Below are 24,921 nucleotides of genomic sequence, written 5' to 3' on the forward strand. Positions count from 1 at the left end.
GCGGGGAAATTTCAGCGTTTTGGCATTACTCAACAGCTATTCGCGCTGAAGAAGCCGATCCTGATAAGCGATGCCACCAGTCAGTACCTTCAGACCGCTCAATCAGCACCCTCGTGAATGAGGCGGGTTAATATGCCTACGGCGCTCGACTGGGGCGTGGATGGCCGCCTTTACGTCACTGAGGTGAGCGGGGACGTGAAGGTACTGACAGTCGCTTTTGGCGACCCCAACCCGAACGATGGGGACAATGCAGCGAGCTTCTATGTCACCGAAGCCGAAACCATTTCGCTGATAAAGACCATTCCCAACCATAATGACGATGGTTCGAGCAGCGGCTCGAATAGTCGCGAGGTCACTGGAATCGACGTGACCGCTCAGTTCGATGAAAACGGCGCTCCGGTCCTTGTCAACGGCAAACCTGCAGTTACCGTTTATGTCACGTCAAGCGATAGCCGCATTGGTGCAGGCGGCGGCGGAGGCGATACCGGGCTGGACACGAATTCAGGGATCATCACGCGCCTGACCCAGACAGAAGATGGCTGGGATGCGGTGGATCTCGTTCGTGGCTTGGCTCGTTCCGAGGAAAATCACGCTCTCAATGGGCTCGAGGTCATCCAGGAGCTCGATGAAAATGGTCATCTGGTAAGCGAGCGGCTCATTGTGGCGAGTGGCGGCAACTCCAATACCGGTGCGCCATCGAACAACTTTGCCGGCCAGCAGGAGACCGCTTATAGCGGTGCCATCCTTGAAGTCGATCTCGACCAACTCAAGACGATGGAAATCAAGACGGATGGCGGTCGACAATATATTTATGACGTACCGACGCTCGACGATCCCTCTCGTGCCGGTGCGGAGGATAGCAACGAACCGTTCGGCGGCAACGATGGATTCAATGGTGGCAAGATCGATCCCGATGGCCCGGTGCAGATCTATTCTGCGGGATACCGCAACTCTTATGACGTGGAGGTCACCGAAGACGGGCGTGTCTGGACTTACGATAACGGCTCCAACAACAGCTGGGGCGGCCGGCCCATCGGTGAAGCAGGGGATAACGGCAGTACTACTGACAAAGCACAGCAAGCCGGCTATATCGCCACCAACCTGAACAATGGCGACGGTAACGGTAGCGACACCATCAACCTCGAGAACGGTTGGAATCCCAAGAACTACGATCAGTTCCACGAGATCACGCGTTCTGACGATCTTGCCGGACGCATTCTCTCCGCTGGGCAGGGTGGGGCCGCGACTTACACCATGACGCACCCGGATTTCGATGAGCCGCTGACCCTGGTTTATGGAGGCCATCCCAATCCGACGCGCGCCAGCGGGGGGAAGCCGGTTTGCTGTTCACCCCCAAGAACGGAGTCGAGGACGCTTTTCTGCTGGTATCCGAGGACCACTACGATGCGGTCATCGATTGGTTCACCACCGTCGAGAACGCGTCTGGCGGGGCAGGTGCAGGAGAACTGACGAGTCGCGTGATCAGCGTGGCCCCGGGAGAGCTGTATTACATCACCGAGAATGGCAATGCCTATCTGGTCAGCGAAAATCCCGGCAGTCCATCGAGTATTCAAGGGTCGAGCGTGCTGGGCGAAGCCGGCATACCCTCGGATTTCGATGATGTCGTGGCTGCACTGAACCCCATCGAAGGTAATTATCTGGAAGGTGGCTATACCGATGGTTCGCTCGATACGGGGCTCGGATCCATCAATGGTCTGACAGAGTACACCTCGACTGTCTTCGATGACGGAAACACCAAGATGTCGGGAGCGATCCTGGCATCGCAGTACGGCGGCGGTGATCTGATCGTGATGGGGCGCGATGAGAACGGTGTCATGCAGACTGCAAGCGGCTCAGGAGCGACGAAAGCGGCCGATCGAATCACGCTGGAGCTGACCGGCAGTCCCTTGGGCCTGACTTCGATCGGTGATGATCTATCCGCCTGGGACAATCAGTCGGCATTTCGTGGCTCGGTCTGGGCCTCCGTTTACAGCGGTAGCGGTACCAAGGTCGAGATCCTGCAGCCGAACAATGGTGCCGTGCCGCTGGCAGGCTCGGAAGTCAGTGATTCGACGGATCATGATCTCGACGGCGTGGACAATATCCATGACCCCTTCGAGTACAGCGCCACGAATGGCCTCGAACTCACGCCTGACAAGGCAATCATCCTGGATTTTCAACCGACCGAGGCGCCTTATCCGGGAACGCTCGCGGATACCGGTCTGATGGGCGCGGCGCTGGATGGTTCAACGCCCAACCAGGACGCCAATCCCGATCAGGGCACTTCGGGGCTATTCGATAACGGCGGCAATATCATTCCTGGCGCCAACGCGCCGATCTTCCAGATCAAGAACGTGGTTCCCGGCAGCGTGGTCGGTTCGGAAAACGGGGTTCGCGACGCCATGCATGTGGGTGTCAATCCCAGCGACGATGTGCAACGTCTGGTCGCGACCACGCAGGTACAGAACTGGATACCCACGGCAGGAGGCGTGGCGGAGGGACAGCTGACCGGCATCATGTTCGGTGACGGCACGCAAGCCAACTTCGTGCGCTTCGTATTCGGCGAGGTGAATGGCGAGCCGGGTTTCGAGGTCGGCTACGAAATCGGCGACAGCAACTATCAAACCTTGGCGCAGGTGGCTTTGCCGGCGCTGGCCGCTAGCGGGACCGCCGAGGTCGAACTGCGCCTCGAAATCGACATGGCGAACGATTTCGCCCTCCATGCCGATTATCGTCTCAATGGTCAAGACGAGTTCACCGCTTTGCCGCTAGAAGGCTTCACCCTGCCTGAAGGGGTATTACAGGACATCCTGACCGGCTCGCACACCATCGGCGATGACGATACCCAGCTATCATCGGGAGCGGCTTTCGGTTTCCTTGCCGAAACCAGCGAAGGTGCACCGCTGGCACCGGTCAACTTCAACAACCTGCACATCCACGGATTCGGCAACGAGATCGCGGCCAGCACCGCAGAAGGTGTCGGCACCGCGGGCTCTGGTGGCGTGGATACCATTCTTTATACGGGTACCGATACCCAACTGGCACCGCTCGACGGTAGCGTCGAGAACTTCGATGGCTCCGGCTCCGCGGCAGACTTCCATGCCTCGGGCAATAGCGGCGCCAACGTAATGATCGCCGGGAGTGGAGACAATACGTTTACCGGGGGCGGCGGTGCCGACAGCTTCCAGGGGACGCTGGATAATCTCGACGGCACGGAAATCACCGATTTCTCTGCCGACGATGAAGTCGTGGTCCAGGGTGCTTCGTTCGATGCCAGCGACGTGAGCTATCAAGCCGGATCGGCGATCATCACCATCAATGGCGAGACGGCGATCACCTTCAGCGGCGAGGATTTTGCCGACTTCGATCCCAGCACCGGCGCATCCGTATTCAATTTTACGTCCACCGCCAACGGCACGCGCATTACCACGGCGACTGGGTTGACCCCGGTTGCCGCCATCAGCTCGGGCGGGCCCGATATCAACGGTGTCACCCTGCGTGATCAGCAGATCGATTTCCTGTCCGACATGACCAATGCCGAGATCAGTGGCTGGGTCAGCGGTGTCGCCTCCAAGAATTACGTCAATGCAATCGACGTCGATGGCAGCGTACCCGATGCGCTGCATCAGTCCGAGCGTTCGGCAGTGGATACCGGGGAGTGGGGGTATTCGATTCCAGTCGAGAACGGCGAGTACCTGATCGATATGTACTTCGCCGAGATCTACCACGGGGTGGAAAACGGCAATGGTACCGGCGCGCGCGTTTTTGATATCAGCGTCGAAGACGCACTGGTGGAGGATGACTACGACATCATTGGTGATGTCGGCAGCGCCGCTACCGAAGTGGTCAAGACCTATGCCGTCACCGTCACTGACGGTGTGCTCGACATCGGCTTCGATGCCTCGGTCAACCAGGCCAAGATCAGCGGCCTGGCGGTATGGAAGGTGGGCGGCGCCTATGTACCATCCGAGGATGCGACACCGCCGGAAGTGGTCTCGATAACGCTTGATCAACCGCTCGATAACGACAGCGCCATTCTGGCCACGGTCGTGGTGACCGATAATGCAGGCATCGACGTACAGTCCATCACCGGTGATGAACTGATCTTTACCGGATATACGCCAGGAGACGTCTCGCTGGCAACCGGCAGCGACGCGATTACGCTCAGTAGCGATGGCAAGACGGCCACGATCCAGTATCTGATTTCTCCGCCATCGGACAGCAATGCATGGAGCAGTGGTTCGTTCGAGGTGGGCGTTGCCGCCGGTAGCTACACCGATACCGCGGGACTTGGCGTTGCCGCCTACGAGACCGACGCCTTCATCGTCACGAACCTGGACAGTCTGGTAAAGGGCGCGCTGCAACGTGCCATCAATGTCGGCCCGACTAGCGACTCTATCGATAACAGCCTCGAAGGCGATGACAAGCACACCTACGGCGGTGCGATTACCGACGACCCGATTCTGGGTATCGCTCTCGAAGCGGACAATCCCAATTACTACTCGCCAGGCACCAAGACAGGCAGCAATATCGACGGCAAGGCCGGAACCACCGGTAGCAACAGCGGAGGTATCGATCTCGACGGTTCGGCCTACCATACCTATCGGGACTCTTCCGCCGGTTCGTATACTGCCACCTACGAAGTGCCCAATGGTGTCTATGTCGTCGAGCTGCATTTCGCCGAGCTTTACCAGTCCCAGGCGGGGCAGCGCCAAGGTGACTACACGATCCAGGGCGAGATATTCGCCGAAAACTTCGATGCCTTCACCCAGGCAGGCGGCGCCGACAAGCCGGTTGTCCTGACCAAGAACGTCATCGTCACCGACGGCAAGATCGTGATCGACGTCAGTGCGGATACCGGCGAGCCGGGCTTCAACGCCATCGCCATCTATCAGGCCGTCGATGGCGACATGCCGGTCGCCAGCATTCTGTCGATCGATGCACCGGAATCGAGCGATGGGCAAGTGATCGTCAGTGTTCGATATACCGACGATGACGCCATTGCGCAGGCGCAGATCGATGCCAATGACATAACGGTCTCGTCTTCGGCCGGCGGTGCGCCGGTGTCTCCTTCACTGGTGGCTTACGACGATGCCAGTGGCGTAGCCACCTATACCTTCGATGCACCGAACGGCGGCTGGCAGACCGGGACCCTCACCGCTTCGGTCGCCGCCAATGCGGTGCTCGATGGCGATGACAATGGCAACGGCGCGACAGCCAGCTCGGTCTACGCCAACTACTCGACCGACGGTGCCATTCTCGAACTTGATTTCGAGAATCCCGGATCGCCGCTCGAGGAGGGTGGTTTCGACGGCACGCTGGGCAATGTCTCGGATGACTCCGTGGTGACGACCGTCGAAGATGGCGAGCTGGTCGTGTGGACGTCCAACGGCGACATCTCCCAGGCGGCCAACCCCAGTGCCAATGACTTCGTCAAGCACGTGGCATTGGGCAGCGAATCCCTCAACGAGATCAATATCTCGTCACGCTTCGATAACCCCTTCCCCGAGGCGCTCGCAGGGCAGGGGCTGGATACCACGACCGTGCCCAACTATGCCCAGCAAGGCATCGTCTTTGGCTTGGGTAGCCAGAACAGCAACCAACTGATCAAGCTGGTGTTCGGCGGCAACGGTGGCACGGTGGTACAGATATGGTCGAAGGGCAGTATCGACACGCGCATCGGTCTGGAGGACATGTTGAGCGATGCCTCAACAGGACTGGCGGATATCGCCAAGGTCGAGCTCACGCTTTCCATCGACAAGGCCGCGGGCACCGTAACACCAATTGCGACGTTCTTTGATGCTAACGATAGCGTTCTGGGTGGGCTGCGCGCCGAGCCGACCGAGGGTTTCGCAACGGCAGTCGCAGAAACCCTGCCGGCCGCGGTATTGGCCAACCTGACTGACCCCAGCGGGGAAACGGCTGTCGGGGTGACCTCGACCGATTACAACAATCCGGTGGGATCCTTCAAGGCCAGTTGGGAGCACCTCAACGTGACCTCGCCGGACCTGAGCGATCAGCCCGGTTCGCAGATCGCGATTTCCATCGCAGAGGCTCCAACCGTTGTCGAAAACGGCGATGACGGTACGACCGCGCTGAGTTTCGGTCTGAACGCCTCGGGGGGCTTCAGCGGCGAGGTCGAACTGGAGCTGACCGTCGATGATACGGCCGAGACCCGCACGGCGAGCTTCAGCGACGGCCTCGGGACGCTGGCAGTCGAGGTGGCCAACGATGATCAGGATAACGGTCCGGAGGATGTCACTGTCACCCTGACCGGTGTCGATGACACCGCCTTCACCATCGATGCCGGGTCCGCCTCGGCAACCGGTAGCGTTACCGAGGATGATGCTGATATGAATGCTTCAACGGTCAATCTCGAGTTCAATGATGGCGACACGCTCGAAGAGTTGTTCGATGGCGTCACCGATGGTTCGAAAACCGATACCGAAGAAACCGGCACGGCCACGATTACCGATGGTAATCTGATCATCGGGACCACCGACGGCGATGCCGGAGGCGGCAACGATGCCAATGACAACTACTACACCAGCGTGTCTGGAGGAGACGGTTTCAGTGCTTCGCTGAAGTTCGGCAACCCCTTCCCGACACTGCCGGCGCAGTATTCTCAGCTCGGCATGAATGTCAGTCTCAGCCAGAACGAGTATTTGAAGGTCACGTTCGGCAATACCGGCGGCGGCCAGCAGATCGAGTACTCCTACGAGAATGGCGGAGTGCAGACCAAGCAGACCTTCGGCCTGCCCAGCGGTGTCAGCATCGCGCAGATTGCCGACGTGGTCATTGCGCTCGACGCGAGTGTGGCCAACGACGTGGCGACCTTCTCGGGCAGCATGACCTTCCTCGACGCGTCGGGGCAGGCTTTGGGTTCGACCGCGCTACCGGCGCTCGCTCTGCCGGACGGGCCGCTCAATACGGCCATTGTTACCGAGGGGGCAACGTTCGGGGTGGGAGTCACGCAGACCTCTATCGGTAGCGGTCCGAACTTCGATGCCAGCTATGACTATCTGCGCATTCAGCCAAATGATGGGGAAGCACCGGATGATTCTGCTTCGGAAGAGGATATCGATGGAGATGGTATCGCCAATCAGGATGACGGTGATGTAGACGGTGACGGTGTCAGCAACGGGGACGATGTCTTTGCCTACGACGCTGACGACGGTCAGCCTCTCGCCGATGGCGATAACCTGCGACTGGACTTCGATGTCGACGGAACGCCGTATCAGAATGGCTTTACGGGCGTGATGGCCAGCTCGAACCCGGCGTTCGATGAGGAAGATACTGGAGCAGGGGTGGTCAAGAATGGCCAGCTTAGAGTGACGACGACCAGCGGTGATACCGGGAGTGCCAACACGCCGCAGAACGACTATCACCTTGGCATCGTCCGTGAGGGCGGCTTTGTGCTGGAGACGGTGGTCGATAACCCATTCACCACGACGCCAGGCAGCTACTCGCAACTGGGCATTGCCGTCAGCGTCAACAGCGACGACTTCGTGAAGCTGGTCTTCGGCAGCGTGGGGCAGGATATCGAGTTCTCGACACGTGACAGCGATGTCGAAGCCAAACTTGGCGCCGATTTCCCGGGGGGGTATGGTTTTGCGGACTTCGACAAGGCTAAGCTGGTCATGGAGGTCGTCGTCGATAACAGTGGCAATGCGACGGCCAATGCCACGATCACCTTGCTGGATAGCGCTGGAGCGGCGTTACCCAACAATGCCAGTGTCACGATCAACGGGCTTGACCTCACCGGCTCGCTTGAGCAGGCCATCATCAGCCCGACGGCCTCGGTAGGCGTCGGGGTCACCCATACCCACGGTGGCGCAACCCCCTTCACCGCCGCCTATGACTATCTCGAGGTCACGGCAATGGAAGTCGACGACGATACGGACACCCCCCCGGTACCAGCCACGCAGATCGAGGAGATATTCGACGCATCCAATCTCGACCTCGGCGACGCTTACGGGCAAGGCGATATCGGTTCGGCGCTCGTGACGGTGACGCCAGGCAACAACAATGTCCAGATATCGAACTACGGCAACGACTCGTTCAAGGTCCAGAATACCGGCGACAAGAAGATCGCGGCCGTGTTCTTCGATGTCACTACGGCCCTTTACGGCGATAGCGTCTTCGATCCCGATGGCAAGGGAGGAGACACTACGTTCAAGGAGTGGGCGATCAATAGTGATGGTAACACCGGTGCCATTCAGCCCAGCGGCTATGAGCATTACTTCCTGCCGGGCGCCGATCCCGATCCGTCCAATCCGAACGATAACGGCGGCTTCCGGGGCGCCCTGGTGAAGTTCTCCGCGACGGACGATGGCGGCTTTACCAATGGCGAAGTGGTCGGCTTCAGCGGGGATATGGACCCCAATTCCATTGCCGGCTTCGACAAGGGTGGGGCTGCGGGCGTCGATACCGGTTCGGTTCCGGCATGGGATGTCGGGGGCGTTTCCGGCGCAGAGCTCATCGGTTCCAACGTCTACATCAAGTTCACTGACGGCAGCACGGCCAGTGGCCAACTGATGAGCGATGGCAGTCAGGCGGGCGCGCAGGTTCAGATTACCGAGGCGTCGCCGAACCTGACGGCGGAGCTGTCCGTCAACGGGGTGTCATCCGGCGGCCAAGGTACCTATGGCGGAGTGGTACCGTCTGTCATCGTCAGCGGCCCGGCAGGTGAATGGGTCAGGGTGGTGATGACCAAGGGCCATCAGCCGGTAGCCAACGACCAGAACAATATCGTCGATACCGTCGAGGAACGCTTGGCTGACAAGGATTTCCCGGCTAACAACGCGGCGGAGTTCCAGATCGTTGATGTTCAACTCGGGGCAAGCGGCACTGCAGACGTCTCACAAGCATTCACCTACGGTGATTTCCTCAATGGCACGTCCAGCTTTGGTGGGGATGACACCCTCCCGCTTGGCTTTGTAGCATCAGTCATTGACAACCCGAATACCTCCGAAGGATTGGCGCTGGGTCCGGTCTCGCAACCCATCTATATGGTCTCCAATGGCACGCCGGTCGATGGCAGCAATCCGGTCGATACCGAGCCCTTCGTTAATCATTCGATAGATGATCAGACGATTAAGTTCGAAGACGGATTTGTGTTCGAGATTCCTGATGATGTTTTCGTCGATCTTGATGGTGATGAGCTTACGTATGAAGCTCTGAATCTTCCCGATGGCGTCTTGTTCGATGCTCAAACAAAGACTTTCTCAGGCATGCCGACTTCTGGCGAAGGCAGGTACTCGCTGGAAGTTCAGGTAGTCGATGAGGATGGCGCCTCCGCTACAACAGGCTTTGAGTTAGTGGTGTTGCCTGAAGGACAGAGTGAGCCCGGTGATTATTTTGTAGCCGCAATCGAGCAAGCTAGCGATGACGTCGAGCAGGGCTTTAGTGTTTCTAGCCCTGATCTCGAAATAGGATCCTACGTTGTCGGCCTGCAATTTACTGTACCCGATAATATCAATCTGGATAACGGGGATACTATAGGCAGCGCGGTTATCAACTGGGTGTCTGATAGGTCGCACTCGGCGAACACGACCCTGACTTTCTCTGTAGAAGATACGCTCAACGGTGATGGGTTCGGCTCGGTTACTGACCGAAACTATCTCGCAGAAGAGGAAGTGTGGCAGGCTTCAGGAACCTGGCAGGACGGTGAAAACATCACTGCGGGTATCGACTTGGCGAATCAACTTAACTCTCTTGTTGCTCAGAATGGGCTTAGCGCAGGAGATGTAATCACGGTCAAGGTAGAAGGTGCTGGGGGTACTCGATACATCGAGGCGGCCGGTGGTGATCGCACTGCCCCAACGCTTGCCATTACTATGGCGGATTACGCAAGTATTAACCAGTCGAGTAATGATGCAGCCTACATGCTAGGGAATGGCGAACTTAATGAAACGATGTCTGTAAATAGTGATGTTGATGATATGAGTGCTATGTCAATCAGCGATGAAGTTGGTCTGCTTGGCATCAACGAGAGTGCTATGGGAGGAGAAGTTTTATAAGACAGCAGGTGTCGGGCCCCGGGTAATGTAGGTGCCTATCCAGAAGAGGCCCCGATAACCATTACCATAGCCTGATAACATCTTTTGCACATGGAGCCTCAGGGGTTGGAAGGCCGAGCAGTTTAGATAAACGACGCGCTTTCCCCTGTTGCTTTCATGGATGGCCCGGGAGTGGCGCGTTCTTGATAGGCGGCACGTTCTGGATAGGTGGCATGTTCTTGAGAGAAAGTCGAATCTCGGTGCATGGCTGAATATCGGGAGGTAGCGAGTGAAGATTGGAGCGCCTAAGGGGCCGGCGTTGCCGGGTTGGCTGCCATGCGGCGGGTCAATCCGCTTGATGTCCTGCGTACCCATCTGGCGCAGCAGGTAATCGAGGCGCCGTCGCCCAGCGCGCCTCCCGTTTGTCTCTCCTGTTCATCCCGATCGATGCCTGATCGGATATGTCCCGATGACGGAATGCCGGCTCCTGCAGCCGGCTTTTTTGGGAGGCTGGTCGACGTTTCAGTACTAAGCTCTGTCTGAAAAATCGACGAGCGATGGCCAGACAAGGCAAAAATCGGCGAAAAAGCGGAGTTTACAGGGAAGTAAATGAGCCTTTTGAGCCGATTTTTAACGCAGTATGGGCGAGCGCAGGCATTTTTCAGACAAAGCGTAACCGCGTTGCCGCGCCAAATTCGTCGTGCAAGGCGCGGGATGCAGAAAAGCGGGCTTCCTTGTCGAATCCAGTAGCAATAAGTCATTCATTATATGTTTGATAACGGAAACCGTAGGTCCGGCTTTTAATATTTAAAACAAGAGTTTAGTGCTGTTTTTAAACATAACGCTTTGGTTATGCCTGCCATAAAATATTGATCGGGTTGGTTTTTCTCCTAAACGCTTGATTCGCCTGATGGATCTCCGGAAAACTGTGGGCACCTACCGCAGTGTCCTGCGATAAACGATGACGACTTTCCTGCCATGGCTTTCCGTAAATGGTCAAGGCGTGGTGCGTCATTGCTATACGACTATCGATATACAGCATGAGGAGTATCGGTGCATGGCTGACCATCGGGAGAGAGGCCAATGAAGATCGGGGCGCCCAAGGAGCTCGCCAGGGGAGAAGCGCGAGTGGCGCTGACGCCGGAGAGCGCGCAGCAGATACAGAAGTTGGGGCACGAGTGCCTGATCGAGAGCGGCGCCGGCAAGCTCGCCGGCTTCGGTGACGACGCGTACCGGCAGGTCGGCGTCAGCGTGGTCGATAGCGCGGCGTCGCTGTGGCAAGAGGCGGACGTGGTGATCAAGGTTCGGGAGCCGGTCGAGTCGGAAATCGACCAGCTGAAAGCGGGCCAGACGTTGATCACTTTCTTCTGGCCGGCACAGAACGAGGCGAATCTGGAGCGCTGCCGAGCCAAAGGCGCGACGGTCATCGCCATGGACATGGTCCCGCGTATCTCGCGTGCCCAGAAGATGGACGCGCTCTCCAGTACCGCCAATATCGCCGGCTATCGTGCCGTGATCGAAGCGGGCAACCAGTTTGGGCGCTTCTTCACCGGTCAGGTGACCGCGGCCGGCAAGGTGCCGCCGGCCAAGGTGCTGATCGTCGGTGCCGGCGTCGCCGGACTGGCGGCCATCGGCACCGCGACGAGCCTGGGCGCGGTGGTTCGTGCCTTCGACGTGCGCCCGGAAGTCGCCGAGCAGATCGAGTCGATGGGCGCGGAGTTCCTGTTCCTCGATTTCGAGGAGAGCCAGGACGGCTCGGACACCGGCGGCTACGCCGCGCCCTCCAGCCCCGAGTTCCGCGAGAAGCAGCTGGCGCTGTTCCGCGAACAGGCACCTGAGGTGGATATCGTCATCACCACCGCGCTGATTCCCGGTCGCCCCGCGCCGAAACTGTGGCTCGAGGACATGGTCGCGGCGATGAAGCCCGGTTCGGTGATCGTCGACCTGGCGGCGGAGAAGGGCGGCAACTGCGATTTGACCGTGCCCGATGAGCGTATCGTCACCGACAACGGCGTGATCGTGGTCGGCTATACGGATTTCCCGTCGCGGATGGCGACACAGGCGTCGCTGCTTTACGCCACCAACATTCGCCACATGTTGACCGACCTGACGCCGGAGAAGGACGGCGTGCTGGTGCACGACATGGAAGACGACGTCATTCGCGGCGCGACGGTGACCCATGCCGGCGAGATCACCTTCCCGCCACCGCCGCCCAAGGTGAAGGCGATCGGTGCCGCCAAGCCCAAGGAGAAGGTCAAGGAGCCGACGCCGGAAGAGAAGAAGGCGGCCGAGCACGCCGCCTTCGTGGCCCAGAGCAAGCGCCAGATCGGCATCCTGGTCGCTGGCGGCGTACTGATGTGGCTGCTGGGGCTGGTCGCGCCAGCATCGTTCATGCAGCACTTCATCGTCTTCGTGCTGGCCTGCTTCGTCGGCTTCCAGGTGATCTGGAACGTCAGCCACTCCCTGCATACGCCGCTGATGGCGGTGACCAATGCCATTTCGGGCATCGTGATTCTGGGTGCCGTGTTGCAGATCGGCTCCGGCAGCTGGGTGGTGGCGCTGTTGGCAGGGCTTTCGGTGCTGATCGCCTCGATCAACATCGTCGGCGGCTTCCTGGTGACCCGCCGCATGCTCGCCATGTTCCAGAAATCCTGATCCGCGGAGAATCGATATGTTGCAACACGAGTTCGTTTCCGCCGCGGCGATCGCGGCGAGTGTCCTGTTCATCCTCTCGCTGGGGGGATTGAGCAACCAGGAGAAAGCCAAGCGTGCGGTCTGGTACGGCATCGTCGGCATGGCGATTGCCGTGGTCTTCACCGCGCTGGGCCCGAAGGTCGGCGGCTATGGCTGGATGATCCCGATGATGCTGATCGGCGGGCTGATCGGCGTGTGGCTGTCGCGCAAGGTCGAGATGACCGAAATGCCCCAACTGGTAGCGGCGCTGCACAGCTTCGTCGGCTTGGCTGCGGTCTTCATCGGCTGGAATGCCGAACTGGAGCGCGCGCGAGTCATGGCGATCAAGGCGGCCGGCGTCTCTTTCGATGGCCTGTCGGCGTTTGCCTCGACGCTGGCCCACAAGACCCCGGCGGAACTCGCCTTCCTGCAGGGTGAGGTGGTGCTGGGTGTCTTCATCGGCGCGGTCACCTTCACCGGCTCCGTGGTGGCGTTCGGCAAGCTGGCAGGCAAGATCGGTGGCAAGCCGCACAAGCTGCCCGGCGGGCACCTGCTGAATGCCGGAGCGGTAGCGCTGTGTCTGTTGCTGGCCATCGCTTACTTCAACGGCGCCGGGTTCTGGACACTGCTGCTGCTGGCGGCGCTGGCGTTCTTCATCGGCTGGCACCTGATCATGGGCATCGGCGGTGCCGACATGCCGGTGGTGGTTTCCATGCTCAACAGCTACTCGGGCTGGGCTGCCGCGGCGATCGGCTTCACGCTCTCCAATGACCTGCTGATCGTGACCGGCGCGCTGGTTGGCTCGTCCGGGGCGATTCTCTCCTACATCATGTGCAAGGCGATGAACCGCAACTTCGTCAGCGTCATCCTGGGCGGCTTCGGTGGACCGCAGGGGCCTGCGGCCGAGATCGAGGGCGAGCAGGTCGCCATCGACGCCGGCGGGGTGGCCAGCGCGCTCAACGACGCCGACAGCGTGATCATCGTGCCCGGCTACGGCATGGCCGTGGCGCAGGCGCAGAATGCGGTCAGCGATCTGGTGCGCAAGCTGCGTGCGGCCGGCAAGGAGGTTCGCTTCGGCATCCATCCGGTGGCCGGGCGCCTGCCGGGCCATATGAACGTGCTGCTGGCCGAAGCCCGTGTGCCGTACGACATCGTGCTGGAGATGGACGAGATCAACGACGACTTCGCCAACACCGATGTGGTGATCGTCATCGGCTCCAACGATATCGTCAATCCCGCGGCCCAGGAAGATCCCGCGAGCCCGATCGCCGGCATGCCGGTACTGAGAGTCTGGGAGTCGAAGCAGGTCTTCGTCTGCAAGCGCGGGCAGGGGACCGGCTACTCGGGCATCGAGAATCCGCTGTTCTTCAAGGACAATACGCGCATGCTCTACGGTGACGCCCGGTCCAGCATCGACTCCCTCGTCGGGATGATCGACTAGCCCCGGCGATGTCTGGCTGAACGCGTTTCCTGCACGATCAACGCCCCGTTTTCGGGGCGTTTTTTCGTTACACTGTGGGTATCGCTCATCGTCAATGGAACGGCTATGTCGGATAAAAACGAGTCGGATAAAAACGAGTCGGATAAAACCAGGTCAGGCAAGAACGGGTCGGAAGAACGCATGACGGTCGCGGTACTCGGCGGGGGCAGCTTCGGTACCGCCATCGCCAGCATCGCCGCCGATAATGGCGCCGAGGTTCGTCAGTGGCTGCGCGACGAAGCGCTGGTGGAACAGATCAATCGCGAACACCGCAACGGTCGCTACCTGCCCGATTACTCGATCAATCCGGCAGTGGTCGCATCCACCGATCTGGCGGAGACGGTTGCCGAAGCTGCCGTGGTTTTCATCGCGATTCCCTCCAAGGCCTTCCGCAAGGTGTTGCAGCAGGCGCGGCCGTACCTGCGGCCCGAGCAGATTCTGGTCAGTACCACCAAGGGGATCGAGGCGGACGGCTTCAAGCTGATGAGTCAGGTGATCGAGGAAGAGACGGGCTCTTCGCACATCGGAGCGCTGTCCGGCCCGAACCTGGCTGCCGAGATCGCTCAGAAGCAGCTGACGGCGACGGTGATCGCCAGCGACGATCCCGTCACGCGGGCCTACGTGCAGGCGGCGCTGGGGTGCAGTTATTTCCGCGTCTACGCCGGCAACGATCGCTACGGCGCCGAGCTGGGCGGTTCGCTCAAGAACATCTACGCCATCGCGGCCGGCATGGCCGCCGCGCTGGGCATGGGCGAGAACACGCGCAGCATGCTGATGACCCGCGCGCTGGCGGAGATGAGCCGGTTCGCCGTCGCGCTCGGCGCCAACCCGATGACCTTCCTGGGACTCTCCGGCGTTGGTGATCTGATCGTCACCTGTTCTTCCGAGCTCTCGCGCAACTATCGCGTCGGCTACGCGCTGGGGCAGGGGCACGATCTCGATTCCGCCATCGAAGTGCTCGGTCAGGTGGCCGAAGGCGTCAATACGGTCAAGCTGGTGTGCGAGAAGGCGCATCAGGAAGATATCTACATGCCGCTGGCGCAGGGGCTTTATCGGGTCATGTTCGACGGCATTCCGGCCAAGGACATGGCCAAGGCGCTGATGGAGAGCGAGCAGAGCAGCGACGTCGAATTCATGCTGTCGCGGGAGTCGGTATCCCGCGCTCACGAACTCGCGCCGGATCCCGAGTGATGGGCTGGCTCGCGGTAGTCCGGCATGGAGAGGCAGGGCCGGGCAGCCCGGATGCGGCGCGTCGGTTGACGACCCGCGGGGAGGGCGAGGCCGCGGAGGCGGGCCGATGGCTGGCCTCGCGACAGACGCTGGCCGGCGCCACGATCTGGGTCAGCCCCTACGATCGGGCACAGCAGACCGCACGGGCGGTTGCCGAAGCCATGCACGGCGAAGTCGAGACGGTCGGCGGCGTGACGCCGGACGATGATGTCGGCGCGCTGATCGAACGGCTGACCCTGTTCGATGCGACGCGGCCCTTGATCGTCGTCAGCCACATGCCGCTGGTCGGGGTGCTCACGGGTCGTCTGACCGAGGGGCGCTCCAACGCAGGCGTCATGTTCCCCACGGCAGGTATTGCATTGCTGGAAGCGGATGTCTGGGCAGCCGGATGTGCGTCGTTGAAGGCTTTCTTCTCTCCCTCTTAGGGTGGCGGTTTCAGCTCGACGACAACTGGCAAATGGGCGGAGGCATGTTTGCGCTATCACCTTGACAGCATTCATGTTCGCCAAAAGGGCAGAAGGTCTGATGTCGAGAATCGAGCGTCGAACTGAATGGATTTCGTATGGATGAACAGTCTGATGAGTAGTCACGTCGATGGACGATAGCGGCGATAAACCACGTTCCTCGCGCTCGACCGGCAGCGCACGGCTGACCGATGTGGCTCGCGTTGCAGGCGTGGCGCCGATGACAGTGTCGCGAGCGCTCAACCGCCCCGAGCTGGTGAGCGAAAGCACGCGACTACGTGTTCAGCGAGCGGTGCTCGAAACCGGTTACGTGCCCAATCGGGTCGCCGGCGCGCTGGCGTCGAGTCGGAGCCGGCTAGTGGCGCTACTGGTGCCGACCGTGGCGCACTCGCTGTTCGCTGAAGTCGTGCAGACGGTGATGGGGGCGCTCTCTTCCCAGGGCTATCAGGTGCTGCTGGGTCTGGTCGGTTATACGCCGGAGCAGGAGGAGACGATTCTCGAGACCGTGTTGAGCCGCCGTCCCGACGGGATCGTACTCACCGGCTGTCGCCATTCGGCGCTGACCCGCCAGCGGCTCAAGGCGGCCGAGGTGCCGCTGGTCGAGATCTGGGACATGACCGATGATCCGCTGGACATGCTGGTCGGCTTCTCCCATGAAGCGGTGGGGCGCGCCGTGGCCGAGCATCTGCTGTCACGGGGTTATCGGCGCTTCGGCATCATCAGTGCCGACGATTCTCGCGCGAAGCTGCGGGTCGCCGGTTTCGTGTCGGGGCTCGAGAGCGCCGGCATTGGGGAGTACCAGCTGCGGGAAGTCGGTACGCCTTCGAGCATGCCCTGGGGGCGGGAGAAGAGCGCCGAACTGCTCGATCGCCATGCGCTGGATGCCATCGTCTGCAGCTCGGATATCCTCGCGCTGGGGGTATTGTCGGAGGCGCAGAGTCGCGGGCTGACGGTGCCGGGGCAACTGGCGATCATGGGATTTGGCGACAGCAGTTATGCTGCCGCCAGCTTCCCGGCGTTGAGTACCGTACGTATCGACGGCGCTGCCATCGGCCTGCGGGCGGCCGAGCATCTGTTGCAGCGCATGGCACAGCCGACGTTCGAGCGGGCCGGGCAGGTTCTGGATGTCGGCTTCGAGATCGTCGATCGGGATACCACCTGAGCCGCTTCGGCATGCGGCACGGTGCCGTCGCGAGTCGTCATCCTTTGGTCGTAATCGCAGGGTGGCCTCTTTGTCATACAAATTGATTGCGCTAACATCCCGTCCGTTAGCGGCTCGGCATTTTCGATGATAGCGCAATCATATCGGCGCCGAGCAGATCGGGAGGAGAGTCTCTCAGCCACATCCATGAGGTAGTCCGATGTCCAACGATGCCATTAGCTGGATCCGTTTTTCCCATGTCCTGTTGCCGCTGGCGACACCCATCAGCGACGCGAAGGTACTGACCGGCCGCCAGAAGCCGATGACCGAAGTGTCGTTTTTGTTCACCGAGATCGAAACGCGTGATGGCCATCAGGGGATCGGCTTCAGCTACTCCAAGCGTGCCGGGGGATATGGCCAGTTCGCCCATGCCCAGGAGATCGCGCCGGCCATTCTGGGCGAAGATCCCAACGACACCGGCAAACTGTGGCAGAAGCTGGTGTGGGCCGGGGCATCGGTAGGGCGCAGCGGTCTTTCGACGCAGGCGATTGCCTCGGTCGATGTCGGGCTGTGGGATCTCAAGGCCAAGCGCGCCGGGCTGCCGCTGGCCAAGCTGCTGGGGGCGCATCGCGACTCCGTGCAGTGCTACAACACCTCCGGTGGCTTTCTGCATACGCCAATCGAAGAGGTCAAGGAGAACGCGACGCGATCTCTCGAGAACGGCATCAAGGGCGTCAAGATCAAGGTGGGACAGCCCGACATGCGGATCGACCTTCAGCGCGTCGAGGCCGTGCGCAAGCATCTCGGTGACGACGTGCCGTTGATGATCGACGCCAACCAGCAGTGGGATCGCGCCACGGCCCTGCGCTTCGGCCGGGCCATGGAGCAGTACAATCTGGTCTGGATCGAGGAGCCGCTGGACGCCTACGACGTGGAAGGTCACGCGGCGCTGGCCAGTGCTCTCGACACGCCGATCGCCACTGGCGAGATGCTGGCCAGTGTGGGCGAGCACATGGAGCTGATCAAGCATCGCAGCGCCGACATCATCCAGCCGGATGCTCCGCGGATCGGCGGGATCACCCAGTTCCTGAAACTGGCGACGCTGGCGGACGCTGCCGGCCTGCAACTGGCGCCTCACTTCGCGATGGAGATTCACCTTCATCTGGCCGCCGCCTATCCCGCCGAGCCCTGGGTCGAGCACTTCGACTGGCTGGAGCCGCTGTTCAACGAGCGCCTGGAAACCCGGGACGGCCGCATGCTGGTGCCGGATCGCCCGGGCCTGGGGATCACCCTGACCGAGCAGGCGCGGAAGTGGACGGTCAACAGCGCCGAATTCGGCAAGCGCGGCTGAAAAAAGTGCCTGCGCTCGGTCATACGGCGTTAAAAATCGACGCGAAAGTACTCATTTACACCCACGTAAACTCCGTCTTTCGCGTCAATTTTTGCCTTAGCTACGCGCCCCGGTATGACCGTCGCTCGGCAACTTTTTTACGGAATCGGCCGGGTAATTCCCGACAGTTTGTTGTACGAGGAGTGCAATATGAATTTCCCCAAAGTCAGCAAGATGACGGTGGTGCCGGTCGCCGGGTACGACAGTTTTCTGCTCAACCTGAGTGGCGGCCACGCGCCGTGGTTCATTCGTTGTCTATTGATTCTCGAGGACGATGCCGGCAACCAGGGCGTCGGCGAGATCCCGTCCAGCGAGGGGATTCTCAAGGGGCTGGAACAGTGTCGTCCGCTGGTCGAGGGAGCGGCGGTCAACGAGGTCAAGCAGACGCTCAACCGCTCGCGCCTGCTGCTGGCGAGCAACGGGCGGGAGGAACGGGGGCGCCAGACGTTCGATCTGCGCGTGGCGGTGCACGTGCTGACCGCCATCGAATCGGCGCTGTTCGATCTCTACGGCCAGGCGTTGGGTCAGCCGGTGGCGGACCTGCTGGGGCGATTCGGCCGCCAGCGCGATGAAGTCGAAGCGCTGGGCTACCTGTTCCTGCTGGGCGACCCGGACAAGACCGATTTGCCGTATCCCAAGCCCGAGAATCCGGTCGATGCGTGGGACGAGGTCCGCTGTCGGGAGGCGCTGACGCCGGATGCGGTGGCCAATCTGGCCAAGGCGGCCTATGAGCGTTACGGTTTCAAGGACTTCAAGCTCAAGGGTGGCGTGCTGCGGGGCGAAGAGGAGGCCGACTGCATCCGTGCACTGCACGGCGCCTTCCCCGAAGCCCGGCTGACGCTGGATCCCAACGGGGCCTGGAAGCTCGACGAGGCGGTTCGGATTCTCGATCCGATCAAGCACATCCTCAGCTATGCCGAAGATCCCTGCGGGCAGGAAGAGAGCTGGTCCGGACGCGAGGTGATGGCCGAGTTCAAGAAGCGCACCGGCTTGCCCACCGCCACCAACATGATCGCGACCGACTTCAAGCAGCTGCAGTACGCGGTGGCGCTCAATGCCGTCGACATTCCGCTGGCGGACTGTCATTTCTGGACCATGCAGGGCGCGGTGATGGTCGGTGAGCTGTGTGACGAGTGGGGAATGACCTGGGGCTCGCACTCCAACAACCACTTCGATGTCTCGCTGGCGATGATGACCCACGTGGCGGCAGCGTGCCCGGGCAATATCACGGCCATCGATACACACTGGATCTGGCAGGACGGCCAGCGCCTGACCGAGGAGCCTTTCGCGATCCGCGGAGGCAAGCTGACTGTGCCGAAGACGCCGGGGCTCGGGGTCAAGCTCGACATGGCTCAGGTCGAAAAGGCCCATGCCCTCTACAAGTCGCTCGACGTGCGTAGCCGCAACGATGCGATGGCAATGCAGTATCTGATCGATGGCTGGTCGTTCGATCCCAAGCGGCCAGCGCTGGTGCGCTGACTTCCCGTCAGTCACCCTCGCGGCTCGATATCGATAGATCAAGGCAGCATCTTCGGATGCTGCCTTTTTACGTTCGATGACGATCAGAGCCAACCGATTCCCGAAGGCAGCTATCGTACCGGTTGGATCCACTAATATGAAACTGTCTTTTTTTCAATAGTTTACAGAAATAACTAACATTATATCTCGCTGATGGTTCGCCATTATCTGCCAATTCCAAAGTCTAATATTACGTCAAGTATGATGTATGGCATTCTGCGTTTCGACAATCACAATTCGCTTTGAGTCGAGCGAGGGAGTCATATGATGGCAAGACGTTTTTGGGGCAATCTTTCCGCTTCGCTACCCGCGGTCGCCGTCGCTGGCGCGCTATCTGTCGCGGCCTTTCCTGCTCACGCGGAAAACTGGAGAGGGTGGAACGTTCATCCGGACGGCTACCCGAACTCGGTCGCGTTGAAGTCTTTTGCCGACGAGGTTTCCGAGAAGACGGAAGGAAGAATCAACCCTCGCGTATACAACAATGCGGTGCTGGGCGATCAGCCTGATGCCATCGACCAGGCCCGTAGCGGTGCCCTGGATTTCGGTAACTTCAACATGGGGCCTATGGGCCCGATCGTACCCGAAACCAACGTGCTGTCGTTGCCGTTTCTGTTCGATAGCGTCGATCAAATGTACCGCGTCATGGATGGGGAAATCGGCCAGCGCTTCGCTGATGCTCTTGCGGAAAAGGATCTGATCGCTCTGTCCTGGTTCGGCTCCGGGGCACGCAGTTTCTATAACACCGATCACCCGATCGAAGAGCCGGACGATGTGAAGGGGCTCAAGCTTCGCGTCATGAATAACGACCTTTACGTGCAGATGGTCGACGCCCTCGGCGGTAATGCGACGCCGATGTCCTACGGCGAAGTGTTCCAGTCGTTGAAGACCGGCGTCATCGATGGGGCCGAGAACAACTACCCGTCGTTCGACTCCAGCAACCATTACGAGGTCGCCAAGTACTTCTCCGAAACCGGCCACCTGATCATTCCCGAATGTCTGTGCATCGCCGAGTCCAGCTGGAACGAGCTCTCCGACGAGGACAAGTCGATCGTTCGCACGGCTGCCGAGAATGCGGCGAAGGAACAGCGTGAGCTGTGGGCCGAAGGCGCGAAGAAGAGCCGTGAAGAAGTCGAGGCTGCAGGCGTGAAGGTCAACCAGGTCAAGGACAAGGCCGAGTTCCAGAAGCGGATGGAGCCGATTTATCAGGCCTTCATCAAGGAAAATCCTGACCTCGAATCACTGATTGATGATATCCGCAATACCCAATAAGCCGCCAATGGTGACGAGCCTCTGCTGACAGGGGCTCGTCTTTCGTCTTCGATATCAACTAGGGAAACCCATCGTGGATAACGTCCCGGATTCGGCCACCAATCCTGACACGGTGTCAGACAGGGTGCTGGACGGTTTGGCGCGTTTATGCCTGATCGTTGCTGGCGTGCTGCTGGTGTTCCTGATTTTCTCGTTCGGCTGGCTGGTTTTCGGCCGCTACGTGCTCAATGATACCCCGACCTGGATCGAGCAGTCCTCGCTGTTGATCGTGGTCTATATCACCTGCCTCGGTGCGGGTGCCGGTGTACGTTTCAATTCCCACCTGAGCATCGACTTTCTGCGTGAAGGCGCGCCGCGAATTCCGCGGGTGATCATGCACGCCATTTCCGACGGATTCGTGCTGCTCTTCGGTGGATTCATGGCATGGCAGGGCTGGTTGATGATGATGAACAACGCCGGCCGCCCGATCCCGATGATCGGACTCTCCGAAAGTTGGCGAGCCGCGCCTCTGGTAGCTTGTGGCGTGCTCCTGGTGATTTTCACCTGCGCCAATCTCATTCAACGCATCACGCGTACCGGCCGGGCAGGGAGCTGACACTATGGGGCTTGCGATTCTTTTCGGCGTCTTTTTCCTCGGGCTGATCGTGGGGGCGCCGATCGCGTTCGCGGTGGGGCTGGCCTCGATCGTGACGTTTCTCTACGAGGGGCTGCCGCTGTTCGTGGGGTTCCAGCGAATCGTCTCGGGCATTTCGGTGTTTTCGCTGCTGGCGATTCCGTTTTTCATCTTTGCGGGTGAGCTGATGCTGCACGGCGGCATCTCGAGCCGCCTGGTGCGGTTTGCCTCGGCTGCGGTCGGCCGCGTCCGCGGTGGCCTAGGGATGGTCAACGTAAGCTCGTCCATGCTGTTCGGCGGCATCTCCGGCTCTGCCGTCGCCGATACCTCGGCGCTGGGCTCCATTCTGATTCCGGTGATGAAGGAAAAGGGCTACGACACCGACTATGCGGTCAACGTGACGGTGACCTCCTCGATTGCCGGCGTGGTGATTCCGCCCAGCCACAACATGATTCTCTACGCGGTGGCGGCCGGTGGCGGGATCTCGGTCACCCAGCTGTTCGTGGCCGGTATCGTGCCCGGTATTCTCATGTGCCTGGCGCTGGCGCTGGCGGTGGCGGCCTATGTGGTGGCGGTCAAGCGCGGCTACGGCGGTGAACCCTTCCCGGGCTGGTACGCGCTGCTGATCAGCTTCGTCGCGTCGCTGCCGGGCCTGCTGACGGCGGTGATCATCGTCGGCGGCGTGTTGTCCGGCATCCTTACGGTGACCGAGTCCGGCGCGTTCGGCGCGATCTATGCCATCGTGATCACCGGGCTCGTCTACCGTGAACTCCGCTGGGAGTCGTTCAAGAAGGCGGTCTACCAGGCCGTCAAGACGACGGCGCTGGTGATGATCCTGGTCGGTTGCGCCTCGGCGTTTTCCTACCTGCTGGCGCTCTACAACGTGCCGGAAATGCTCGCCAATACGCTGACATCGCTCTCCGACAACCCCATCGTCGTGTTGCTGATGCTCAACCTGCTGTTGCTGGCGCTCGGCATGATCATGGACATGGCGCCGCTGATCTTGATCTGCACGCCGATTTTCCTGCCGGTGGCACAGCAGTTCGGCATGGACCCCATCCAGTTCGGCATCCTGATGATGATGAACCTGGGCATCGGCTTGTGTACGCCGCCAGTCGGCGGGTGTCTGTTCGTCGGTAGTGCAATCGGCGGGATCAAGATCGAGCAGACCGTCAAGACCATCTGGCCTTTCTATCTGGCGCTGTTCGTGGTGCTGATGCTGGTGACCTACGTGCCGGCGGTCTCCTTGACGTTGCCCAACCTGCTGCAGTGACGCGACAGCACAAGCTCGGTCTTCGAACTATTCGACATCCCTAGGGCGGCTACCGGACAACTGGCCGTCCAAACCAACAGGAGAGATCAACATGCTGAATCGATTACTGGTGACCGGCGCCGCCGGTGGCGTTGGCAAAGCCATCCGTCCGCATCTGGCGAAGCTGGCCCGGCACGTGCGTCTGTCGGACATCGAGGCAATCGACAACGCTGAGGAGCACGAGGAGATCGTCGCTTGCGATCTGGCCGACGCGGCAGCGGTGGCAAGGCTCGTCAGCGATTGTGATGGTATCGTCCACCTGGGCGGCATTTCGGTAGAGAAGCCGTGGGAAGGGATCCTGCAGGCCAATATCATCGGGACCTATAATCTCTACGAGGCGGCCCGGAAGCAGGGCAAGCCGCGCATCGTCTTTGCCAGCTCGAACCATACCATCGGTTTCTACGAGCGCTCGACGCGGATCGATAGCCAGGTCCCGCGTCGGCCGGATTCGCTCTACGGAGTTTCCAAATGCTTTGGCGAGGACCTGGCGAGCCTCTATTTCGACAAGTTCGCGATCGAGACGCTGAGCGTGCGCATTGGCTCCTGCTTCCCCAAGCCCAAGGACACGCGCATGTTGGCCACCTGGCTGGGTGTCGAGGATTTCGTGGCGCTGCTGGAGCGGGCGTTCGTCGCGCCCAAGCTGGGGTATACCGTGGTCTATGGCGCTTCAGGCAATGCCGAGCAGTGGTGGGACAATCGCCATGCGCAGTTCCTCGGTTGGGCGCCGCAGGAGAGCTCGGCACCATGGCGGGCCGAGGTCGAGGCCGAGGCGGCCAAAGCGCCTCAGGACCCGACGGACCCGGCGGTGGTCTATCAGGGCGGCAAGTTCGTGACGCTGGGTCACCCCGACGACGAAACGTGATCCGGGCCGGGGCCGGTCGAGCTGGTATGCTATTCACCTCGAACGTCATACAGCACCGACCGCCCCGAGTGATCGCGGACGCCGGCGTCGGACAGGAAAATCGATAAGGTAGGCAGCACGATGGAGCAGACCAAGGCTTGGGAGATAAAGCGCATCTCTTCTCAGGAGAGTCTATCGCGCCAGATCGCCCGACAGCTGGAAGCCCTGATCACTCAGGGGCATATCGAGGTGGGGGAAAAACTGCCGACCGAGAGCCAGCTGTGCGACATGTTCGGTGTCAGTCGGACGGCGGTGCGCGAGGCGATCGCTCACCTCAAGTCGATGGGCCTGGTCGAGACGCGTCGGGGTATTGGCACGCGCGTTCTGCGCTCTGCGCCGGATCACCAGTTTCCGGCAAGACGCATCAACGCCACCACGGTGGAAGACATTCTGCACGTGCTGGAAATGCGCATGACGCTGGATGCCCAGGCGGCGGCGCTGGCGGCCGAACGGCGCACGCCGGAGGATGTCGCGGCGATGCAGAGCGCTCACGAACGGTTCCTGGCGGCCTGCGAGACGGGTAGTCAGGCTCGCCACGAGGACTATGTCTTCCACCGGGCGATCGTCGAAGCCACGCACAACCCGTTCTTCGTCTCGCTGTACGATCAACTCAACGAAGGCGCTATCCCCCGGACCAAACTTCTGTCCGTCGAGCTCGACCCCGAAGCCATATCTTACTATCTTGAAAGGGTGGCTCGTGAGCACGCCGAGATCCTGCAGGCGATCGTCTCAGGGCAGACGGAAGCCGCACGGGACGCCATGCACCGCCATCTTCAACGGGCGTACGACAACTACGCCGCGTATCAGGATCGCTCCGAAGCTTGATCTCTTGCCGGCCCGGGCGATAAAGGCGGGCCGATCGATTCGAGATATCGTTCGATTGCACTGCCGTCCCACGGGGCGGCGGTGTCTTTCTGTTGGCATTGGCG

At 60.5% G+C, this 24,921-nt stretch carries 14 protein-coding genes; all 14 read left to right on the forward strand.

What is annotated here, in order from left to right:
- Window positions 1-195: 195 nt before the first annotated feature.
- The 14 genes from R3F72_RS07585 (at window position 196) to R3F72_RS07650 (ending at window position 24,817) form a co-directional block, all read left to right on the forward strand.
- Window positions 196-1,470, forward strand: a complete 1,275-nt coding sequence (locus R3F72_RS07585; protein WP_332779338.1) for a hypothetical protein — start codon at window positions 196-198, stop codon at window positions 1,468-1,470.
- Between the two features lie 1,658 nt (window positions 1,471-3,128).
- Window positions 3,129-10,022: a malectin domain-containing carbohydrate-binding protein gene (locus tag R3F72_RS07590; protein WP_332779383.1), complete on the forward strand. Its 6,894-nt coding sequence runs from the start codon at window positions 3,129-3,131 to the stop codon at window positions 10,020-10,022.
- 1,062 nt (window positions 10,023-11,084) lie between these two features.
- Entirely contained in the window at window positions 11,085-12,656 is a 1,572-nt protein-coding gene (locus R3F72_RS07595) for a Re/Si-specific NAD(P)(+) transhydrogenase subunit alpha (RefSeq protein WP_332779339.1), read from the forward strand.
- A 16-nt stretch (window positions 12,657-12,672) separates the two neighbouring features.
- Complete coding sequence (locus R3F72_RS07600; protein WP_332779340.1) at window positions 12,673-14,115, forward strand: NAD(P)(+) transhydrogenase (Re/Si-specific) subunit beta; 1,443 nt, start codon at window positions 12,673-12,675, stop codon at window positions 14,113-14,115.
- Between the two features lie 180 nt (window positions 14,116-14,295).
- Window positions 14,296-15,345 (forward strand): NAD(P)H-dependent glycerol-3-phosphate dehydrogenase, encoded by a 1,050-nt coding sequence (locus R3F72_RS07605; protein WP_087719031.1) that lies wholly within the window; start codon window positions 14,296-14,298, stop codon window positions 15,343-15,345.
- Entirely contained in the window at window positions 15,345-15,809 is a 465-nt protein-coding gene (sixA, locus tag R3F72_RS07610) for a phosphohistidine phosphatase SixA (RefSeq protein ID WP_303853040.1), read from the forward strand. The genes R3F72_RS07605 and sixA overlap by 1 nt, the downstream gene beginning before the upstream one ends.
- A gap of 232 nt (window positions 15,810-16,041) precedes the next feature.
- Entirely contained in the window at window positions 16,042-17,010 is a 969-nt protein-coding gene (locus R3F72_RS07615; RefSeq protein WP_218776994.1) for a LacI family DNA-binding transcriptional regulator, read from the forward strand.
- A 199-nt stretch (window positions 17,011-17,209) separates the two neighbouring features.
- Window positions 17,210-18,340, forward strand: coding sequence for an L-talarate/galactarate dehydratase (locus R3F72_RS07620; protein WP_087718949.1), 1,131 nt, complete (start codon window positions 17,210-17,212; stop codon window positions 18,338-18,340).
- Window positions 18,341-18,529: 189 nt separating this feature from the next.
- The gene (locus R3F72_RS07625; protein ID WP_332779341.1) at window positions 18,530-19,858 is read left to right on the forward strand and encodes an enolase C-terminal domain-like protein; all 1,329 of its coding nucleotides are present in this window, start codon (window positions 18,530-18,532) and stop codon (window positions 19,856-19,858) included.
- 306 nt (window positions 19,859-20,164) lie between these two features.
- On the forward strand, window positions 20,165-21,166 hold the full coding sequence (locus R3F72_RS07630) for a TRAP transporter substrate-binding protein (RefSeq protein WP_087719032.1): 1,002 nt from the start codon (window positions 20,165-20,167) through the stop codon (window positions 21,164-21,166).
- Window positions 21,167-21,239: 73 nt separating this feature from the next.
- Window positions 21,240-21,761 carry a TRAP transporter small permease gene (locus tag R3F72_RS07635; protein WP_087718951.1) on the forward strand — a complete coding sequence of 174 codons (522 nt, stop codon included), beginning with the start codon at window positions 21,240-21,242 and terminating at the stop codon, window positions 21,759-21,761.
- 4 nt (window positions 21,762-21,765) lie between these two features.
- Window positions 21,766-23,052: a TRAP transporter large permease gene (locus tag R3F72_RS07640; RefSeq protein ID WP_332779342.1), complete on the forward strand. Its 1,287-nt coding sequence runs from the start codon at window positions 21,766-21,768 to the stop codon at window positions 23,050-23,052.
- Between the two features lie 91 nt (window positions 23,053-23,143).
- Window positions 23,144-23,953, forward strand: a complete 810-nt coding sequence (locus R3F72_RS07645; RefSeq protein WP_332779343.1) for an NAD-dependent epimerase/dehydratase family protein — start codon at window positions 23,144-23,146, stop codon at window positions 23,951-23,953.
- A 120-nt stretch (window positions 23,954-24,073) separates the two neighbouring features.
- Window positions 24,074-24,817, forward strand: coding sequence for a FadR/GntR family transcriptional regulator (locus R3F72_RS07650; protein ID WP_087718954.1), 744 nt, complete (start codon window positions 24,074-24,076; stop codon window positions 24,815-24,817).
- Window positions 24,818-24,921: the final 104 nt, after the last annotated feature.

The organism is Salinicola sp. 4072, assembly GCF_036663415.1.
GTDB classification, from domain to species: Bacteria; Pseudomonadota; Gammaproteobacteria; order Pseudomonadales; family Halomonadaceae; genus Salinicola; species Salinicola salarius_A.

Bases quoted from the DNA above. Each gene is read 5' to 3' on its own strand.
- R3F72_RS07590 (WP_332779383.1), top strand. From the start codon at position 3,129: ATGATCGCCGGGAGTGGAGACAATACGTTTACCGGGGGCGGCGGTGCC.
- R3F72_RS07595 (WP_332779339.1), top strand. From the start codon at position 11,085: ATGAAGATCGGGGCGCCCAAGGAGCTCGCCAGGGGAGAAGCGCGAGTG.
- R3F72_RS07600 (WP_332779340.1), top strand. From the start codon at position 12,673: ATGTTGCAACACGAGTTCGTTTCCGCCGCGGCGATCGCGGCGAGTGTC.
- R3F72_RS07605 (WP_087719031.1), top strand. From the start codon at position 14,296: ATGACGGTCGCGGTACTCGGCGGGGGCAGCTTCGGTACCGCCATCGCC.
- sixA (WP_303853040.1), top strand. From the start codon at position 15,345: ATGGGCTGGCTCGCGGTAGTCCGGCATGGAGAGGCAGGGCCGGGCAGC.
- R3F72_RS07620 (WP_087718949.1), top strand. From the start codon at position 17,210: ATGTCCAACGATGCCATTAGCTGGATCCGTTTTTCCCATGTCCTGTTG.
- R3F72_RS07625 (WP_332779341.1), top strand. From the start codon at position 18,530: ATGAATTTCCCCAAAGTCAGCAAGATGACGGTGGTGCCGGTCGCCGGG.
- R3F72_RS07630 (WP_087719032.1), top strand. From the start codon at position 20,165: ATGGCAAGACGTTTTTGGGGCAATCTTTCCGCTTCGCTACCCGCGGTC.
- R3F72_RS07640 (WP_332779342.1), top strand. From the start codon at position 21,766: ATGGGGCTTGCGATTCTTTTCGGCGTCTTTTTCCTCGGGCTGATCGTG.
- R3F72_RS07645 (WP_332779343.1), top strand. From the start codon at position 23,144: ATGCTGAATCGATTACTGGTGACCGGCGCCGCCGGTGGCGTTGGCAAA.
- R3F72_RS07650 (WP_087718954.1), top strand. From the start codon at position 24,074: ATGGAGCAGACCAAGGCTTGGGAGATAAAGCGCATCTCTTCTCAGGAG.